The sequence below is a fragment of the Allosalinactinospora lopnorensis genome (assembly GCF_000981225.1).
Taxonomy (GTDB): Bacteria; Actinomycetota; Actinomycetes; order Streptosporangiales; family Streptosporangiaceae; genus Allosalinactinospora; species Allosalinactinospora lopnorensis.
This window is the reverse complement of record NZ_LAJC01000025.1, coordinates 39,532-56,445: the sequence shown is the minus strand read 5'-3', so window position 1 is coordinate 56,445 and position 16,914 is coordinate 39,532. Positions and strand designations below refer to the sequence as shown.

The following is a 16,914-nucleotide window of genomic DNA, read 5'->3' as shown; positions in this document are numbered from 1 at the left end:
CCCGAGAGCACGCCGCGCCAGGTGTCGGGGCCGCACTCGGCGGAGAGCCGGAGGCGGACCGGGAAATCCCCGGCGTCGGCCCGCACCACGCCGACGCGCCGACTCTGCAGCTCCTCGGCCACCCGGGTGGCCGTGCGGTCCTCCTCGTGGGTCAGGATCAGCACCGACATGGCGCGCTCCGTCATAGCCGGGCTCTCCCTAGTCGCTGGCGCGTTCCTCACCGGGGCCGGAGCCGTCGGTGTGGCCGGTGGTCTCATTGGTCCCGCCCTCGTGCTTGCCGGCTCGGATCGGGGCGGGGCGGGAGAACCACATCCCCCAAGGGCGGACGCCGCTCGGCCGCTCGGAAGGCGGGACCACGAAGTTCCCGGGCGGGCTTAGGGGGAAGACGTCGCCCGCGCGGGCGATCACACCCCGGTGCCCGCCGTCCGGGGAAGTCGAGTACTCGTCGGTGGGCGCGTGCCTGGAGACCAACATCTGGGGGTTCATACTCCAGTTTCCTCCAAGGGGTTGGGGCTCGTCGAACTCCCAGCTTGTTCCCTGTTCCCGCCTCCCCGCGCACACCGACCGCATCCGGCATCGGTCGCGGAGGCGATCACGGGCACGGCGGCACGGGCCAAGGGGAGAAGGAGGGAGGCGCCCGCACCGCCGTGCCGGTCACTGTGTCGCGGTCTCTCCGCGATTAGGGGCGGTCCTTCTCGAACCACACGGAGGTTCCCCCGGTTGGTTCACGGAGCACACCCCAGCGGTCGGACTCGCGGTCGAGAAGGAACAGTCCGAACCCGTGCTCGCTGTAGACGTCGAGCGGTCGAAGCCGAGGAATCGTCGGACTGTCCGGACGCGGGCCGTCATCGGTGACCTTGACCCGCGTACAGGTCGGGAACCGGAACACCGACACCCGCACGGTGCCGGTCTCTCGCGAACGGGAGTGCACCCAGGCGTTGTTGAACAGCTCTGAGGCCAGCTGCTCAAGGACCTCGCTGGCCGACTTGGGCAGGTCCGCCACCAGGCGCACGTTCCGCCGTACCAGCACCGCGTGTTCGGGACAGCACCACAGCACCGTGGTGAAGCCGCGGTGGGGTTCTCCGGCGCGCCCGTTCGCCGGGGCCCGGTCGACGACGTCGATGCCGCGCCGAGGCAACGGCGCCGGGGGTTTGTGGTTGTTGCTCATGCCATCGTTCCCTCCATCCGGTGCGGCTGGCGGCCCCTGCCCTCGTTCCTGTTCGTCCTGGAGTAGAAGTCTCGTCGTCACCCGAACCACCATCTCGCTCACTCGGTGTGTACAGAGCCTCCAGGATGCCTTGCTATAACTAAATCTGCAATACTTCAGAAATAGATAATTCAGATCGCTACTGAACGAGATGCGTCCTTGTAAGGTGAGGGCTCCCGACGTATGGAGGAGGCTGACCGTGGCACCACGACCGAGCCCGACCGCGCGGCATCGCCGTCTCATGGCCGAATTGGCCCGGCTGCGTCAACAGAGCGGCCTGAACAGGGCACAGGTCGCCGACAAGATCGGCACCCGGGACACCACGGTGTGGCGCTACGAGAACGGGCTAACGCGGCCCAAGCCGGGTGATGTGGCCATCCTGCTCGACGTCTACGGCGTGCATGGAGCCGAACGCGACGAGCTGATCCAGCTGGCCAAGGACGCGCGCAAACGCGGCTGGTGGCACCGCTACCGCCAAACCCTCAAGCCCGGCTTCGACTCCTACATCGGCCTGGAGGCCGCCGCCTCGGTGCTGCGCACGTACCAGCCGATCGTCGTCCCGGGACTGATGCAGACCAAGGCCTACACACGCGCCGTCATCGAACAGACCGCGATCACCTCCGCGCCCGATGACGTGGATGAGAAAGTCACCGTGCGCATGTCGCGCCAGGAACTGCTCACCCGCGACGGCGACCCGATCCAGGTGGTCGCGGTGCTCTGCGAGGCGGTGCTCCGGCGCCAGGTCGGTGGCCCGGCGACGATGCGGGAGCAGATTCAGCGCCTGGTCGATCTGGCCGAGCGGCCCAATGTGACCATTCGTGTGCTGCCGTTCTCCCAGGGAGCCCACGCCGGGATGGACGGTCAGTTCAACCTCCTGGAGTTCCCCGAGCCCGGAGAGCCTGACCTGGTCTATCTGGAGCAGGCGAGCAGTGGCCTGATGCCCGAGGATCCCGAAGAGGTGCGCCGGTATACCCTGATGTTCGGGAATCTTCTCGCCAAAGCACTCAAACCGGATGAGTCGGTCGCCTTCCTGCGGGGGCTCATCCACAACGGACAATAAGGCCCCTTGTGGAGAGAGGAGGCGCGGGATGGCCGCGCTGCACGACCGCGCTCGCGCTCAGTGGCGCAAGAGCACCCACAGCACCAATGGGGGCGATTGCGTCGAAGCCTCGGCGGTGGACGGTACCGCGGTCGCCGCCGAGAACAAGACCACCGAAGAGGTCATGTTCGCCCTGCGTGACTCCAAGAACCCCGATCAGCCCGCCCTGGTCTTCACCAGGGCCGAGTGGGACGCCTTCGTGGCGGGCGTCAAGGACGGCGAGTTCGATGCCGAGACGCTGCTCGCCGCGATGAAGGGCAGGGTGCTCGTCGGCTAGCTGGCCGACGCGGCACAGCTGTAGCCGATTCCTCCGCAACCATCGCCGATATTGACGAAATCGGTCCTTCCCAACGCCGGGAAGGACCGATTTCGTCAATATCGGCGGAAAAGGGCGCCGCCGGGCTTACACCCGTTCGATGATGGTGACGTTGGCCTGGCCGCCGCCTTCGCACATGGTCTGCAGGCCGTAGCGGCCACCGGTGCGCTTCAGTTCGTGGACCAGCTTGGTCATCAGGACCGCGCCGGTGGCGCCCAGCGGGTGCCCGAGCGCGATCGCCCCGCCGTTGGGGTTGGTCTTGGCCGGGTCGGCGCCGATCTCCTCGATCCAGGCCAGCGGCACCGGCGCGAACGCCTCGTTGATCTCGGTGACGTCGATGTCGCCGATGCCCAGGCCGGCCTTCTTCAGCGCGATCCTGGTGGCCGGGATGGGGGCGGTGAGCATGTACACCGGGTCGTCGCCGACCAGGGAGAGCTGCACGATCCGGGCCAGCGGGGTGAGGCCGTGCTCCTTGACCGCCTGCTCCGAGGCGATCAGAACGGCGCTCGCGCCCACGGAGATCTGGCTGGCCACGGCCGCGGTGAGCTCCCATCCCTCGCGCAGCGGCGCGAGTCCGGCCATCTTCTCCGGCGTGGTGTCGGGGCGGACGCCCTCGTCTTGGGCCACGCCCGCCAGCGGCGCGAGTTCGGCGTCGAAGTGCCCGGCCTGCTGGGCGGCGGCGGCCCGCTGGTGGCTCTCCAGGGCGTACCGCTCCAGCTCGGCCCGCTTGTAGCCCCACTTCTCGCACATGAGCTGGGCGCCGCGGAACTGCGAGACCTCCTGGGTACCGTACCGGTCGGTCCAGCCCGCCCCGTAGAGCTCCAGTCCGTTGTCGATGGCGAACTGCACGTTGGACCCCATGGGCACCATGCCCATGTTCTCCACGCCCGAGGCGACGACGAGGTCCTGGGTGCCGGACATGACCCCCTGCGCGGCGAAGTGCACGGCCTGCTGGGAGGAGCCGCACTGGCGGTCGATGGTGACCCCGGCCGTGGTCTCGGGCAGCCCGGCCGACAGCCAGGCGGTGCGGGCGAGGTCCAGCGCCTGCGGCCCGACCTGGCTCACGCAGCCCATGACGACGTCCTCGACGGCCGCCGGGTCGACACCGGTACGCTCCACGACCTCCTTGAGGACGTGCGCTCCCAGGTCCGCCGGGTGCACGCCCGCGAGCGCGCCCTTCTTGGTTCCTACCGGGGTGCGGACAGCCCCGACGATGAATGCTTCAGCCACGGTGTCCTCCTGGAGAAGCCTTGTACCTACCTGTTGAACCGAACCATATTCGGTTTCATTCCGGCGGCACGACACCGGGGGTACCTTCCACCGCCTCCGCCGCGCTCATTTCAGACCGAACACTATTCGGTTAGGGTGGTTTCCACAGGTCCGCCCCGCTGTCCCTGGCGCGGAGCCGGCACGAGCAAAGGAGTCAGCCCATGCAGAGGGAACTCTTCGACACCGACCACGAGCTTTTCCGCGAATCGGTGGCCGAGTTCCTTAAACGCGAGGTCGTCCCGTTCCACGCCGAGTGGGAGAGGGAGGGGATCGTCCCGCGCTCGGTATGGGCGAAGGCCGGCGAGGTGGGGCTGCTGGGCCTGGGGGTGCCGGAGGAGTTCGGCGGTTCGGGCAGCGACGACTACCGCTTCAACGTGGTCGTCACCGAGGAGATCTGCCGTACCCACGCCAGCGGGCTCGGGTTCGGCCTGCAGAACGACATCGTCGCGCCCTACCTGGTGAACCTGACCACCGAGGAGCAGAAACGGCGCTGGCTGCCCGGTTTCTGCGGCGGCGAGCTGATAACCGCGATCGCGATGACTGAGCCGGGCGCGGGCAGCGACCTGCAGGGAGTGCAGACCACCGCGGTCCGTGACGGGGACGCGTTCGTCCTGAACGGGCAGAAGACCTTCATCACCAACGGCATCAACGCCGACCTTGTGATCGTGGTCGCCCGGACCGACCCCGACGCCGGCGCGCACGGCATCTCCCTCCTCGCCGTGGAGCGCGGCATGCCGGGCTTCGAGCGCGGCCGCAACCTGGAGAAGGCCGGGCTGAAGGCGCAGGACACCGCGGAGCTCTTCTTCAGCGACGTGCGGGTGCCCGCCGCCAACCTGATCGGGCGGCAGAACCAGGGGTTCGTCCACCTGATGGACAACCTGCCCCAGGAGCGGCTGTCGATCGCGGTCTCCGCGGTGGCCGCCGCGGAGACGATGCTCGCCGAGACGGTCGAGTACTGCAAGAGCCGCACCGCGTTCGGGCGCCCCATCGGCAAGTTCCAGAACACCAGGTTCGTCCTGGCGGAGCTGGCCACCGAGGTGGACATCGCCCGTACCTACGTCGACCGCGGGGTCACGCTGCTCAACCGCGGCGACCTGACGGTCGACGACGCCGCGAAGGCCAAGTGGTGGACCACGGAGCTCAGCAACAAGGTGATGGACCGTTGCCTACAGCTCCACGGCGGGTACGGGTACATGATGGAATACCCCGTGGCGAAAGCGTGGCAGGACGCCCGGATCCAGTCGATCTACGGTGGCACCACCGAGATCATGAAGGAGATCGTGGGACGTTCGCTGGGCTTGTGAGCCACCCCCGAAGGGTCACAGCGAAAGGGTCGAAACGCTCATGAGCGGCGCATGGGACGGCTTGATCGTCCTCGGTCTGTTGGTCCTGCTTCTGGTCATCGGTGTGCGCAAGCTCCGCCCGCGCGTACACATCCCCTGGAAGACCAGTGGCATCGTCGTCTTCTTCATCTTCCTCGTGCTGCTGCTGTGGGCGTGGTCCTGGCGGTAGGACGACCCCCTCCGCGGCAGAGGGGGTCGCCAGGAGCGCGGGCGCGCTAGTTCCGTTTCCCCAGCACGAACGCGAACCGGTCGGTGAACCGCAGCGTCTCCTCGGGGTGGTTGGCGCGCATCTCCGCGACACCGGCGTCCAGTTCCTCTTCGGTGAAGGTGGAGAGCACCGACATCCACTTGTTGTCCCGCACCAGCCGGACGTAGTGCTCGCGGTCGACCGTCACCTGGTAGTCGTGGTACTGGAGCGTCGTGTCGAGGTTCCCGGCCCGCATCGCATCGGCGATGGCGTCGGGCTCGGGGTGGTTCTCGGCGAACCGGTGGAGAGCGGCCTGGAACAGCGGGTAGTCCAGCTTCGGCGGCAGGCTGATGATCAGCAGCCGCCCGCCCGGCGCGAGCAGGTCCGCCAGGCTCCGGACCGTCCCCGCCACGTCCACGACGTGGTGCACCGTCTCCTTCACCAGGAGCGCGTCCAGCCGCTCGTAGGGCAGCCGGACCCGGCCGGTCGCGACGTCCTCGGCACCCGCCTGCACCGTACGGACCCGGGGATCCTCCGGCACCTGTTCGAGCATGTGGGGTGACGGGTCGACGCAGAGAAGCGGCGTGTCGGTGGAAACGGCCGGGAGCAGGCCGCGCTGGAAGATACCGGTACCGCCGCCGATGTCGGCGACCCGTTCCCCCGGACGGACATCAAGGGTGCCGGCGATCAGCCCGTTCATCCACATCACGTACTCGGCGCTGTGTTCCCAGTTGCCGTCGTAGTCGCGGGCCAGGTTCTCGTAGTGTTCCGCAATGGACTCGTGCACGGATCCTCCTCGGAAAATCGAGAGGGCAGCGGTCACGCGGAGGGCCCAGTAGCCGACGCAATGGCGCGGTGGCCCCAACCGACCCTAGTGTGTATAGGTGACGTGCTGCTGTGGTGTCAGTCACCCGGGGGCGTCTTTCCCACGACATCACCCCGTTTTTCCCCGAGCGTGCCCGTCGGACCCGACGACGGTGGAACGATGCTGAGACGAGGTCGGCAGCACGACCCGGAGTACGGTGGCCCGCAGGTGGGAATTCCGTCGCTCGTCGCGTTCTTCCTGGTCTTCGTCGGCGTCTGGGTCGGCCTCAACCTGGCGCTGGGCCAACTGATAAGTTTCCGCCCCTACAGCGAGGTCTTCAACGACCCGCGCTCGGCGCTGCTCCAGGGCATGGTGCCTATGGCGGTCGCCAGCGCCATCACGCTGGTGATCGCGGCGCGTTACGGGCTGTTCCGGGACATCTGGCGCGAGCCGCCCTCGGTCCCGGAGGCCCCTTGGTGGATGTGGTGGGCCGGTCTGCTCCCCGTCGCGGCGATCATCGCACTGGCCGTGTACGAGTCCACGGCCATCAGCCATATCCGCGTGTTCAGCCTGCCCCAGGTCGCCGCTCTCCTGGCGACGGTGGCCGTGACCGGATTCGCCCAGGAGGTCCACTTCCGCGGGCTGCTCCTGGTCGGGGCGCGGCGCCGGTTCCGCGCCGAATGGCAGGCGTTCACGCTGTCCACCGCGCTGTTCGGTGCCCTCCCCCTGTTCAACGTCCTGCTCGGCTCCTCCGTACCGGTGGTCCTGGGGCGGGCCGTCCTCGCCGTGGGCATCGGCGCCACGCTGTACTGCGTGCGCCGGACCGCGCGCTCCCTCGTCCCGGCGATCGCGCTGCACATAATGCTGAGCCTGGTACTGGGGCTGGGCTTCAGCTGACCCCGAAAAGGGCGGGGCTACTTCGTCCGCATGGGAATCTCGAACCAGACGGCCTTGCCCTCTGGTGTCGGGCGCGACCCCCACCTGCTGGCGAGCTGGTCGACCAGGTACAGCCCCCGGCCGCCCTCGTCGTCGGCCCCGGCACTGCGGATCCGCGGAAGCTCAGGTCGTGGTCGAACACCTCGACCCAGACCGACGACGCCCCGCGCCGCAACCGGAGCAGGAACTCCCGCCCGTTCTGCTCGTCGGTGTCCTCCTCCGCCGCCTCCGCCAGCAGATCCGACCAGTCCTCGTCGAAGTCCCCCGCCAGGCCTCCGATATCGAAAGGGGAATCGGTGTCGGTGACGCCCTCGGTGTGGAACTCCCGGCGGACGGGGTGCGGGGTCGCGTGGATGACGACGTTGGTGACGATCTCCGAGACCAGCAGGCAGGCCAGCTCGGCCTGGTCGCGGTCCATACCCCAGTTCTTGAACGTGGTCGCCGCCAGGTGGCGGGCCTCTCCGACCGTGGGCGGCTCCGCGGCGAACCAGCCCTCCTCCAGGGCCAGCTCCTCCGGGTGGGAGCGCACGACGAGCAGCGCGGTGTCGTCGTCGATCTCCCCCGGGACCGCGGTGACGGCGGCCTCCGCGATCTGCTCGACGTCCTTGTCCGCGACCTCGCGCACGCGCTCGTACAACTGCGCCAGGGACCGCTGGATGTCGACCGTCCCGCCCAGTGGCCGCCGGTCGACCAGGCCATCGGTGTACAGGACCAGCGTGGCCCCTGCTGGGAGGGTGGTGTCGGCCTGGTGGTAGATGGCGTCATCGTAGGGAACACCCTTGAGCTTCACGCCCAGTAGGGTGTCGGACACCTCCAGCGCGAGATCGTCGACCCCTCCACCACTGATGAGCAGCGGCGCCATGTGGCCGGCGTTGGCATAGGAGAGTTCGCGCGACCACGCGTCGTAGACCATGTACAGGCAGCTGACGCTGGGCACCCAGATCTCGCCGTCGCCGTCGGGCAGGCCGAGCTGGCGGACCCATTCGTCGAGCTCGCGGAGGATGTCGGCCGGTTCCCGGTCCGCCTGGGCGAACGCGCGCAACGCGGCACGCAGTTGGCCCATGACCGCGGCGGCGTGCGGTCCCCTGCCCTCGACATCACCGACGACGATCCCGACCCGCCCCGCCGATAGCGGGATCACGTCGTAGAAGTCGCCCCCGACCTGGGTCTGGATACCCCGTCCCTGCGATTCCAGTGGCTTGGCCGGAACGTACCGGTGCGCGATCGATAAACCGTCGCACTGCGGAAACGAACTCGGGAGCAGGCTGTTCTGGAACGCCAGCGCCGTACTGCGCTCCTCCTCGAACAGCCGGGCGTTGTCGATGGCCAGCGCGACACGCGAGGCGATCGCGCCGACCAGGTCGCGGTCGAAGCCGTCGTAGCTCCGCTTGTCCCGGTAGGTGAGATGGGAGAGGGCGAGCGTGATCACGCCCAGGAGTTCACCGCGGGCACGCAGCGGTGCCGCTATGGCCGATGTCACCCCCACCTGCTCAGCGACCTGGGCCGAGCGTTCGCTGGGGGCGTACATGGAGGGTTCCAGGTCGCTGATGACCATGGTCTCCATGCGCCGCACCGCGGTGGATATGAAGTGGCGGTCCGGATATAGGACCTCTTCACCGACGTCGAACCAGGTCCCGTTCGGCGGCGTCCAGCCCTGGGCGTGCACGGAGACCCGCCGCACCAGCCCGTCGTGTTCGAAGAGGTCGATGAAGCAGTGGTCGGCGAACTGCGGTACCAGGATCTCGGCGACCGACTTCATGGTGGAGTCGAACTCCAGCGAGCTCGCCAGCCGGCTCCCGACCCGTTCCAGGAGACCGTACTGCTCCTCCACCCGACCGTTGCGGAGGGCCTCGTGCGCGAAGAGCACGACGCCGTCGATCGTGTCGGCTTCCTGCCGCATCGGGACCGCCTGGGCGCGCACGTGGACCCAGGTGCCGTCACCGCGTACGACGGCGAACGTGCCCTCCCACGTCTCGCCCTTGAGCACCTTCCGGGCGAGCTGGGAGGCGCGTTCGTGGTCGGCCTCGTGGATGCCGATGTCGAGGAGCGACATCCCCCGGTAGTCACGGCCGCCGACGAAACCGAACAGCTCGCGGGCGAACGCGTTCCAGTAACGGAGGTGGCTGAAGCGATCGATCACGACAACGGCGACCTGGGCCTGCTCCATAACAGCAGACCCGGTGAGCGCATCATCGCCGGAGAAGGCATCCCCCCACAGCGTCATAAAGCCGCCACCTCGTCGTCACGGACTGTACTCATAGTGCTCCACGAGCCCCACGCCGGCCTTGTGCGCCGAGCCTGTGCCACACCACGCCCACCAGCTCCGCCATGGGCTGAGCGTAGCAACAGTCCGGACATATCCGCAGAGCAACGCGACATTTCAGCTCCCCCGGGGGGACTATGGAGGCCCCGGGGCGCGCCTAGGGCTTGGCCACGAAGATATGACCGGCGATCTGCCGTGACAGTTCGCTCGGGCCGTCATTCTCGCCGCTACCACCCATCACTCGCACACCGCCGTCGCTCGCGACGAGCGTCACTTCCTGCCCGGGGCGTACCCCGGCACGTTTGAGATCCAGCATTACATCCGTGTCACTCTGCAGTTGCTCGCTGATGCGGCGAACGGTGACCGTGCTCTGGGTGGCGTTGGCGACGTCGAGCATCGGAACGATCGAGTCGTCCGAGAACGGCTCGGGCTCGTAGTCGGCCAGACCCAGCTCATCGAGGCCGGGGATGGGGTTGCCGTGCGGGCAGACAGAGGGGCCGTTCAACAGGCGGACCAGTCGTTCCTCGACGGCCTCGGAGATCACGTGCTCCCAACGGCACGCCTCGACGTGCACGTCCTCCCAGGGCAGCCCGATCACGTCCACCAGCAGACGCTCAGCGAGCCGGTGCTTGCGCATGACCAGGGTGGCGAGCCTGCTTCCCTCACCGGTCATCACGAGGTGCCGGTCGTTCTCGACGCGGAGCAGACCGTCGCGCTCCATCCTGGCGACCGTCTGGCTGACCGTCGGACCGCTCTGCTGGAGGCGCTCGGCGATGCGCGCGCGCAGCGGAACGATGCCCTCCTCTTCGAGCTCGAAGATGGTGCGGAGGTACATCTCCGTAGTGTCGATGAGCCCGTGTGCGGTCAAGGCTCCCCCTCCCCTCGTGGGCCCGTTGAGAGTCAAGCAACGGCAGATCTCTCAACACAGGCCAGAGACAGCAGATTCCGAAGCGGCCCCGGCCCGATCTCTCGGATGTCCGGCGGCATTCCCCGGTACCGTTCGCCCCTGGCCGCGGGAGCGGCCACCGATGGCTTTAATCATAGCGTGGTGGCGCGAACCCCACCTCCCACCGGTGCGGGCGAATCCGCCCCCGGGGCCGCGGTTCACGGCGACAACCGCTCGATGTCCCACGTACTGTCGGCCCCTTCCCCGGTCCTGAGCAGGTAACGGAACCGGTCGTGCATCCGATCGGCCCGCCCCTGCCAGAACTCCACCTCGAACGGCTGATCCGGAAACCGCCCCAGTAGTCCGGGCGCGGGATCTCCTCGTCGGCCCCCCAGGCGTCGTCGAACCGCCGGTAGAGCCTCTCAAGCTCGGCCCGGTTCGGCACCCGCGACGACTGGCGCTCGCTCGCCCACGCGCTGACCTGCGATCCCCGCGGCCGCGTGCGGAAGTACGCGTCGTTCTCCTCGTCGCCGAGCCTTTCCGCCCGCCCCACGAGCGTGACCTGGCGTTGGACGGGATGCCATGGGAAAACGGCGCTCACGTAGGGGTTCTCCAGCAGCGCTTCCCCCTTGCGCGAGCGGTAGTTGGTAAAGAACCGCAGACCGGACCGGTTATATCCTTTGAGGAGAACCGTTCGCGTCCGGGGAATGCCTCGCGGCCCGACTGTCGCCAGTGCCATGGCGTTCGGTTCGGCCAGACCCGAAGTACGGGCCTGCGTGAACCAGATGTGGAACTGCTCCATGGGGTGGGCGGACAGGTCGTCCCGGCACAAAGGCGTACCGTCGTAGGGTTCCCGCAGATCAGCGAGGTCACGATGGTTCACAGTGGAGCATCCTCACACGATCTGTGGGGTACGCGCCACTTTGGGACGCGTTACCAACAGCGAGACCTCACGTGTTACCGAAACATCCGCAAAAGGTCCGAGGACCCACCCCGCGTCCATGGGCCGAGGAGACGGAGGAAGCCGGCATGTCGGACTTCAAACCCGGGCTTGAGGGAGTAGTGGCGTTCGAGACGGAGATCGCCGAACCGGACAAGGAGGGCGGCGCCCTCCGCTACCGCGGTGTCGACATCGAGAGCCTCGTCGGCCGTGTGAGCTTCGGACGCGTGTGGGGGCTGTTGGTCGACGACAGCTTCGACCCCGGACTTCCCTACGCCGAACCGATCACCCTGTCGGTGACCACGGGTGACGTCCGCGTCGACGTGCAGAGCACGCTGGCGACCCTGGCACCCCTCTGGGGCCTCAAACCGCTGCTCGACATCGACGAGGACGAGGCCCGGGACAACGTCGCCCACGCCACCTCCGCCGCTCTCTCGGTCATCGCCCAGTCCGCGCGCGGCGACCAGCCGCAGGTACCGCAAAGCCGGGTCAGCGAAGGCGCCTCCGTCGTCGAGCAGTTCATGATCCAGCTCCGCGGCGACCCCGATCCGCGGCACGTCAAGGCTGTGGACGCTACTGGACCTCCGCCGCCGAGCACGGCATGAACGCCTCCACGTTCACCGCGCGCGTCATCGCCTCCACCGGTGCCGACGTCGCCGCCGCGCTCTCAGGCGGCGTGGGCGCCATGTCCGGCCCGCTGCACGGCGGCGCCCCGGCCCGGGTGCTGCACATGCTCGACGAGACCGAGCGCATCGGCGACGCGCGCACCTACGTCAGCAGGGCCCTCGACCAGGGCGAGCGGCTCATGGGCTTCGGCCACCGTGTATACCGGGCCGAGGACCCCAGAGCCCGCGTGCTGCGCCGCACCGCCGAGGAGCTCGACGCCTCGCGGTACGAGGTCGCCATCGCGCTGGAGAACGCCGCGCTGGAGGAGCTGCACGCCCGCAAACCCGACCGTGTCATCGCCACCAACGTCGAGTACTGGGCCGCGGTGGTCCTGGACTTCGCGGAGATCCCGTCGTCGATGTTCACGTCGATGTTCACCTGCGCCCGCACCGCCGGGTGGTCGGCGCACATCCTGGAGGAGAAGCGCAGCGGCCGCCTGGTGCGTCCGAGCGCCCACTACATCGGCCCGGCCGAGCGCGACGTCAAGGAGGTCCCTGGCGCCGACGATGCCCTGGCCCGGGGGGTCTGAGTCCTCTCCCCGACCGGGTACACACCCCCGGCGCCGTGGCGGCCGCCTAGCGCGCCACCCGGAAGAACCCCTCGGCGATCAGGGAGCGCAGGACGTCTGGGACGCGTTCGCGCACACTCGCCGGGTCCTGTTCGGTGAGCTCGGCGATGGCGTCGAGCAGCGGCCCCACCGGCATCGTCCCGTCGCAGACGCTCGCCAGGCCCGCCTCGACCGTGCCCACCTGCGCCACCCGCTGCAGGCCGTTGCGCTGCCGGAGCAGGATGCGCTCGGGGTCGGGCGTCCCCGGAACGCCGATCCGCTCTTCGGTCACGCCCGGAGCCAGCGCCACGTGCGCCGAGAGCAGCGCCGCGTCGGTCAGGCGGTGCGAGGTCATGGCCCCGTCGACGACGTCGGGCAGGTAGCGGCCGACCGGCTGCTCGATCTCGTGGCGCAGTTCCTCCACACGCACGGTCGCGTCCTGGGCGACATCGTTGCGCAGGCAGATCCAGCCGAAGCCGATCCCCCTGACACCCTCGCGCTCGAAGTAGTCCAGCCAGGCGTCGTAACGACGGGTGTACTCGGGGGTCCCGTGCTCGCAGGAGTCGCGCAGCCAGAGCTCCACGTACTCCGCCGGGTCCTGGACGTCGCGCTGGACCACCCACCCGGAGCACCCCGTTCCGGCCGTCCAGTCGCCGACCCGGTCGCGCCAGTCCTCGCCGTCGACGTGCAGCCAGTTGGCCAGCATCTGGCACCAGCCGCCGTCGGTGAGGTAGCGGGGCGCCTGCCGGACCAGATCGGCGCACAGCCCGTCACCGGGGAGGTCGGACTCCCGGTAGGTGTAGCGCGCCGGCTCGGGCGTGATCACGAACGGGGGGTTGGACGTGATCAGGTCGAACCGCTCGCCTTGGACCGGGTCGAACAGCGAACCCGACCGCATGTGCACGTTGTGGACGCCCGAGAGCGCACAGCTGATCTCGGCCAGCCGCAACGCGCGCGGATTGACGTCGGTCGCGCACACCTCGGCTGCCCGCCCGGCCAGGTACAGCGCCTGCACGCCGCATCCCGTGCCGAGGTCCAGGGCGCGCTCAACGGGCCCCTCCACGATCAGTTTCGACAGGGTCGCCGAGGCGCCGCCGGCCCCCACGACATGGTCGGAGCGGGGCTGGCCGTCACCGGGGCGGACGATGGGATCGGAGACCACGTACCCCGGCCGTTCGTCCGCCAGCTCCCGGGGTTCCAGGTGCACCGCGGCCCGGACCTCGCCGCCGTCCGCCGTGAGCAGGCCGACGTCCGCGAGTTCCTGGAGCGGCAGAATGGCGCGCACCGACGCTTCTGGCACCGGGGCGTGCAACCACCACAGGCGCAGCAGCAGCCCCAGATGCTCCTCCCCGCCGGTGGCGCGCAGCGCCGGGATGAGCTGTTCTCGAGCGAGGGCCCGCGCCGCCATGTCGCCGAGCCGGTCACGTACACCGTGGACGGTGTAGTCCGCGTCGATCAGAACGTGCCGGAGTTGGTCGGCGAGCCGGGGCGGAATTGGGCGGAGCGAATCAGGCACGGGCCCATTATCGGACAGATGCGGCACTGATTTGGGCGCTCCTGCGGGAGAACGGCGTCAATCCCCGTCGCCCCGGAAGGACTGCCCGGCCTCTTCGCCCTGGCCGGGCCGTTCCGGCCCCGGCTCCGCCGCGCCGTTCCGCTCCCCCTGCATCTTGGCGAGGTGCTTGCGCTCGGCCTCGTCGTGCTTGCGGAGCAGCCGGGGGATGTAGAGGAACCCGAAGAGCCCCAGCGCTATCCCCATCAGGCAGACCCAGAGCCACCACCTGTCGGACTCGTCCAGGCGGTCGCCCATTGCGATGAACACGACCAGGGCCACGGTCCACGCCGCTGTACCGAGCGCCGTGGGAACGCGGTAATCGCTCTCCAGGACCTCAGGGTCGGGCTGGCGGGGTTTAGGCCGGGGTTTAGGCACAGTTTCAGGCTAGACGATCGGCCGGCCGCGCTCATCGAAGCGCGACCTCCGCATCCCGCCGGCCGGCGGGTGATGCGGCCCCGCCCGGAGGAGCAGGCCGGTGCCCCTGGTGACAGGGGAATTTGACACGCCCCTATATCGTTAGCAAGAGTAATGAGCCATGCTAACGAATCAGCCACGCCTTTCCCGCCGGACCCGGACCGACGCCGGTCTGGCGGCAGTGCTGCGCGTGGCGGTGGGCAGGTTGGCCCGGAGACTCCGCGCACAGCGTCCCGACGCCTCCCTCTCTCTGGGTCAGAGCGCCGTTCTGTACACACTCGCCCGGCACGGCCAGATGACGCCCGGCGCGCTCGCCGAACACGAGAAGGTGCAGCCGCCGTCGATGACACGCATCGTCACGGGACTACAAGAACGCGGGCTGATACGCAGGATCAAGCACCCGGAGGACCGCCGCCAGCAACTGGTGTCCCTGACGGACGAGGGGCGGGAGCTGGTGCGTGTGGACCAGCGCCGGCGCGAGGCATGGCTGGCCCAGCGGCTCCGGGAGCTGGCTCCGGAGGAGAAGGAGACGCTGCGCAGGGCGGCGGAGATCCTGGAGCGTCTGAGCCAGTCTTAGCCGGCACCGGGCCCGACCCGGAGCCCGGTCCGCAGGAGGATCCCGACCGCGCGCGGCCCCGGCCGCCGCGCGGGTCGGCCATGTTCCGCTCACTGGCCGTCCGCAACTACCGGCTGTTCGCGATGGGCCAGGTCGTCTCCAACACCGGAACCTGGATGCAGCGGATCGCCCAGGACTGGCTGGTGCTCCAGCTCAGCGGCGGGAGCGGGATGGCACTGGGCCTCACCACCGGCCTGCAGTTCCTGCCCATGCTGCTGTTCGGGCTGTGGGGCGGGGCGCTCGTCGACCGGATGAACAAGCGCCGGCTGCTCATCGTCACCCAGGCCGCCATGGGCGTGCTCGCGCTCGGCCTCGGCGTGCTCGCCACGACCGGCGCCGCCGAGGTATGGCACGTCTACGTCTTCGCCTTCGTCCTCGGCCTCGTCACCGTCGTGGACAACCCCGCGCGGCAGACCTTCGCCGTGGAGATGGTGGGACACCGCGACCTGCCCAACGCGATCGCGCTGAACAGCGCGAGCTTCCAGCTGGGCCGGGTGACCGGCCCAGCCGTCGCCGGACTGCTCATCGCCGCGATCGGCAGCGGCCCGGTCTTCCTGATCAACGCCCTCTCCTTCCTCGCGGTCCTCACCGGCCTCTGGCTGATGCGTCCGCGCGAGCTGCAGGTCACCGAGCCGGCTCCGCGCGGCAAGGGGCAGATCCGCGAGGGCGTGCGCTACGTCCTGGGCCGCACCGACCTGCTTCTCCTCCTGGGGCTGACCGCGTTTCTGCAGATGTTCGGCACCAGCGGGCAGACGCAGATCGCACTGATGACGAACAACGTCTTCCAGGCCGGCGCCGCCGCGTTCGGTGTCGCGGCGGCCTCGCTCGCCGTTGGCGCCCTGATCGGGGCGCTGCTGGCCGCCCGCAGGGAGCGGCCGCGGCTGCGCATGGTGCTGCTCGGGGCGCTCGGGTTCGCGGTGGCGCAGATCGCCGCGGGCCTGGCACCGGGGTACCTGCCCTTCATCGCGGTGCTGGTGCCCATGGGGATCGCCTTCATGACGTTCACGACCTCCCTGAACACGCACTTCCAACTCAGTGTCGATCCGCAGATGCGCGGCCGGGTGATGAGCATGTACATGCTGGTGCTCCTCGGGATGACCCCCATTGGGGCGCCCATTGTGGGGTTCCTTGCCGACACGTTCAGCCCCCGCGTCAGTCTCGCCACCGGCGGCAGCGTGACGGTCCTGGTGACACTCGCGGTGACCGTGCTGCTCTGCCGCGCGCTCGGGGTGCGGCTGCGGAAGGGTTCCCCTGGTATGGGGAGGACGTGAGGTTCTTCGTCGCCGTCGACCCGCCGGCGGGGGTGCTGGAGGAGATGGAGGAGGCGGTGGCCTTCCTCCGCCCCTGGGCGCCGGCGCTGCGGTGGACCGAGCGCGAGGACCGGCACCTGACACTGCTCTTCCTCGGTGAGGTGCCCGACGAGCGCCTATCCGAGATCAGGCGGCGTTTCGGGGCGGAGGTCGCGCTGCACCACCCGTTGTCGCTCGTCGTGCGCGGGACCGGAACATTCCCCGGTGACACAACGCGGGCCCGGGTGCTGTGGGCCGGGATCGACGGCGATGTCCGGGGGCTGAACCTGCTCTCCTACGGGCTGCGCAGGGCCGCCCGCAAAGCGGGGATCAACGTGCAGAAGCGGCCCTACGTCCCGCACCTCACCCTGGCGCGCAGCCGCGCCCCGGCCGACCTGAACGAGCTGCGCACGCGACTGGACCCGCTTGAGTCCACCCCTTTCACCGCCACCAATGTGCACCTCGTGCACAGCCGTCCCGGCTCGCGTCCCCGCTACCGCACCGTCTCTTCCTGGCCCTTATTCTGAAGGCGTGCCGCACAGTGCGGCACGCCTCGAAGAGCGGACGGCCCATGAG

Annotated in this window: 15 protein-coding genes and 3 pseudogenes; 9 read left to right on the top strand and 9 right to left on the bottom strand. The window is 69.0% G+C overall.

Annotated features, from left to right (window positions below; all coding sequences use genetic code 11):
- Positions 1 to 198: 198 nt before the first annotated feature.
- Positions 199 to 486, bottom strand: coding sequence for a hypothetical protein (locus tag VS93_RS11430; RefSeq protein WP_046469934.1), 288 nt, complete (start codon positions 484 to 486; stop codon positions 199 to 201).
- Positions 487 to 679: 193 nt separating this feature from the next.
- Positions 680 to 1,168: an ATP-binding protein gene (locus tag VS93_RS29750; protein ID WP_046469933.1), complete on the bottom strand. Its 489-nt coding sequence runs from the start codon at positions 1,166 to 1,168 to the stop codon at positions 680 to 682.
- 238 nt (positions 1,169 to 1,406) lie between these two features.
- On the opposite strand from VS93_RS29750, the gene VS93_RS11420 reads away from it, so the two are divergent.
- Entirely contained in the window at positions 1,407 to 2,267 is an 861-nt protein-coding gene (locus VS93_RS11420) for a helix-turn-helix domain-containing protein (RefSeq protein WP_046469932.1), read from the top strand.
- A 28-nt stretch (positions 2,268 to 2,295) separates the two neighbouring features.
- Positions 2,296 to 2,583, top strand: coding sequence for a DUF397 domain-containing protein (locus VS93_RS11415; RefSeq protein WP_046469931.1), 288 nt, complete (start codon positions 2,296 to 2,298; stop codon positions 2,581 to 2,583).
- A gap of 126 nt (positions 2,584 to 2,709) precedes the next feature.
- Here VS93_RS11415 and VS93_RS11410 read toward each other — a convergent pair whose 3' ends face one another.
- Positions 2,710 to 3,852 (bottom strand): acetyl-CoA C-acetyltransferase, encoded by a 1,143-nt coding sequence (locus VS93_RS11410; RefSeq protein WP_046469930.1) that lies wholly within the window; start codon positions 3,850 to 3,852, stop codon positions 2,710 to 2,712.
- Between the two features lie 200 nt (positions 3,853 to 4,052).
- On the opposite strand from VS93_RS11410, the gene VS93_RS11405 reads away from it, so the two are divergent.
- Positions 4,053 to 5,195, top strand: coding sequence for an acyl-CoA dehydrogenase family protein (locus VS93_RS11405; protein ID WP_046469929.1), 1,143 nt, complete (start codon positions 4,053 to 4,055; stop codon positions 5,193 to 5,195).
- Positions 5,196 to 5,235: 40 nt separating this feature from the next.
- A complete protein-coding gene (locus VS93_RS30060; RefSeq protein ID WP_046469928.1) occupies positions 5,236 to 5,403 on the top strand; it encodes a hypothetical protein in 168 nt (55 codons plus the stop codon).
- 46 nt (positions 5,404 to 5,449) lie between these two features.
- Here the strand turns inward: VS93_RS30060 and VS93_RS11395 are convergent, their stop codons facing one another.
- Positions 5,450 to 6,208: a class I SAM-dependent methyltransferase gene (locus tag VS93_RS11395; protein WP_046469927.1), complete on the bottom strand. Its 759-nt coding sequence runs from the start codon at positions 6,206 to 6,208 to the stop codon at positions 5,450 to 5,452.
- Positions 6,209 to 6,406: 198 nt separating this feature from the next.
- Here VS93_RS11395 and VS93_RS11390 point away from each other — a divergent pair, with 198 nt between their 5' ends.
- Positions 6,407 to 7,123 carry a CPBP family glutamic-type intramembrane protease gene (locus tag VS93_RS11390; protein ID WP_046469926.1) on the top strand — a complete coding sequence of 239 codons (717 nt, stop codon included), beginning with the start codon at positions 6,407 to 6,409 and terminating at the stop codon, positions 7,121 to 7,123.
- A gap of 17 nt (positions 7,124 to 7,140) precedes the next feature.
- Here VS93_RS11390 and VS93_RS11385 read toward each other — a convergent pair.
- The 3 genes and pseudogenes from VS93_RS11385 to pdxH all read right to left on the bottom strand — a co-directional run bounded on the left by VS93_RS11385 (position 7,141) and on the right by pdxH (position 11,194).
- Positions 7,141 to 9,386, bottom strand: a pseudogene (locus VS93_RS11385) (SpoIIE family protein phosphatase).
- A 196-nt stretch (positions 9,387 to 9,582) separates the two neighbouring features.
- Positions 9,583 to 10,293 (bottom strand): metal-dependent transcriptional regulator, encoded by a 711-nt coding sequence (locus VS93_RS11380; RefSeq protein ID WP_046469925.1) that lies wholly within the window; start codon positions 10,291 to 10,293, stop codon positions 9,583 to 9,585.
- Between the two features lie 236 nt (positions 10,294 to 10,529).
- A pseudogene (gene pdxH, locus VS93_RS11375) lies at positions 10,530 to 11,194 on the bottom strand (pyridoxamine 5'-phosphate oxidase).
- Positions 11,195 to 11,340: 146 nt separating this feature from the next.
- Here pdxH and VS93_RS11370 point away from each other — a divergent pair.
- Positions 11,341 to 12,446, top strand: a pseudogene (locus VS93_RS11370) (citrate synthase 2).
- 46 nt (positions 12,447 to 12,492) lie between these two features.
- On the opposite strand, the gene VS93_RS11365 reads toward VS93_RS11370, so the two are convergent.
- Both VS93_RS11365 and VS93_RS11360 read right to left on the bottom strand, forming a co-directional pair.
- Positions 12,493 to 13,980: a DUF7059 domain-containing protein gene (locus VS93_RS11365; protein ID WP_046469924.1), complete on the bottom strand. Its 1,488-nt coding sequence runs from the start codon at positions 13,978 to 13,980 to the stop codon at positions 12,493 to 12,495.
- Between the two features lie 57 nt (positions 13,981 to 14,037).
- Positions 14,038 to 14,394, bottom strand: a complete 357-nt coding sequence (locus VS93_RS11360) for a DUF2530 domain-containing protein (protein ID WP_394298815.1) — start codon at positions 14,392 to 14,394, stop codon at positions 14,038 to 14,040.
- Positions 14,395 to 14,554: 160 nt separating this feature from the next.
- Between VS93_RS11360 and VS93_RS11355 the strand changes: the two genes are divergently transcribed.
- The 3 genes from VS93_RS11355 (at position 14,555) to thpR (ending at position 16,865) form a co-directional block, all read left to right on the top strand.
- Positions 14,555 to 15,010: a MarR family transcriptional regulator gene (locus VS93_RS11355; protein ID WP_046469923.1), complete on the top strand. Its 456-nt coding sequence runs from the start codon at positions 14,555 to 14,557 to the stop codon at positions 15,008 to 15,010.
- Between the two features lie 80 nt (positions 15,011 to 15,090).
- Positions 15,091 to 16,320, top strand: coding sequence for an MFS transporter (locus VS93_RS11350; RefSeq protein WP_046469922.1), 1,230 nt, complete (start codon positions 15,091 to 15,093; stop codon positions 16,318 to 16,320).
- On the top strand, positions 16,317 to 16,865 hold the full coding sequence (thpR, locus tag VS93_RS11345; RefSeq protein WP_046469921.1) for an RNA 2',3'-cyclic phosphodiesterase: 549 nt from the start codon (positions 16,317 to 16,319) through the stop codon (positions 16,863 to 16,865). Before VS93_RS11350 ends, thpR begins: the two co-directional genes overlap by 4 nt.
- Positions 16,866 to 16,914: the final 49 nt, after the last annotated feature.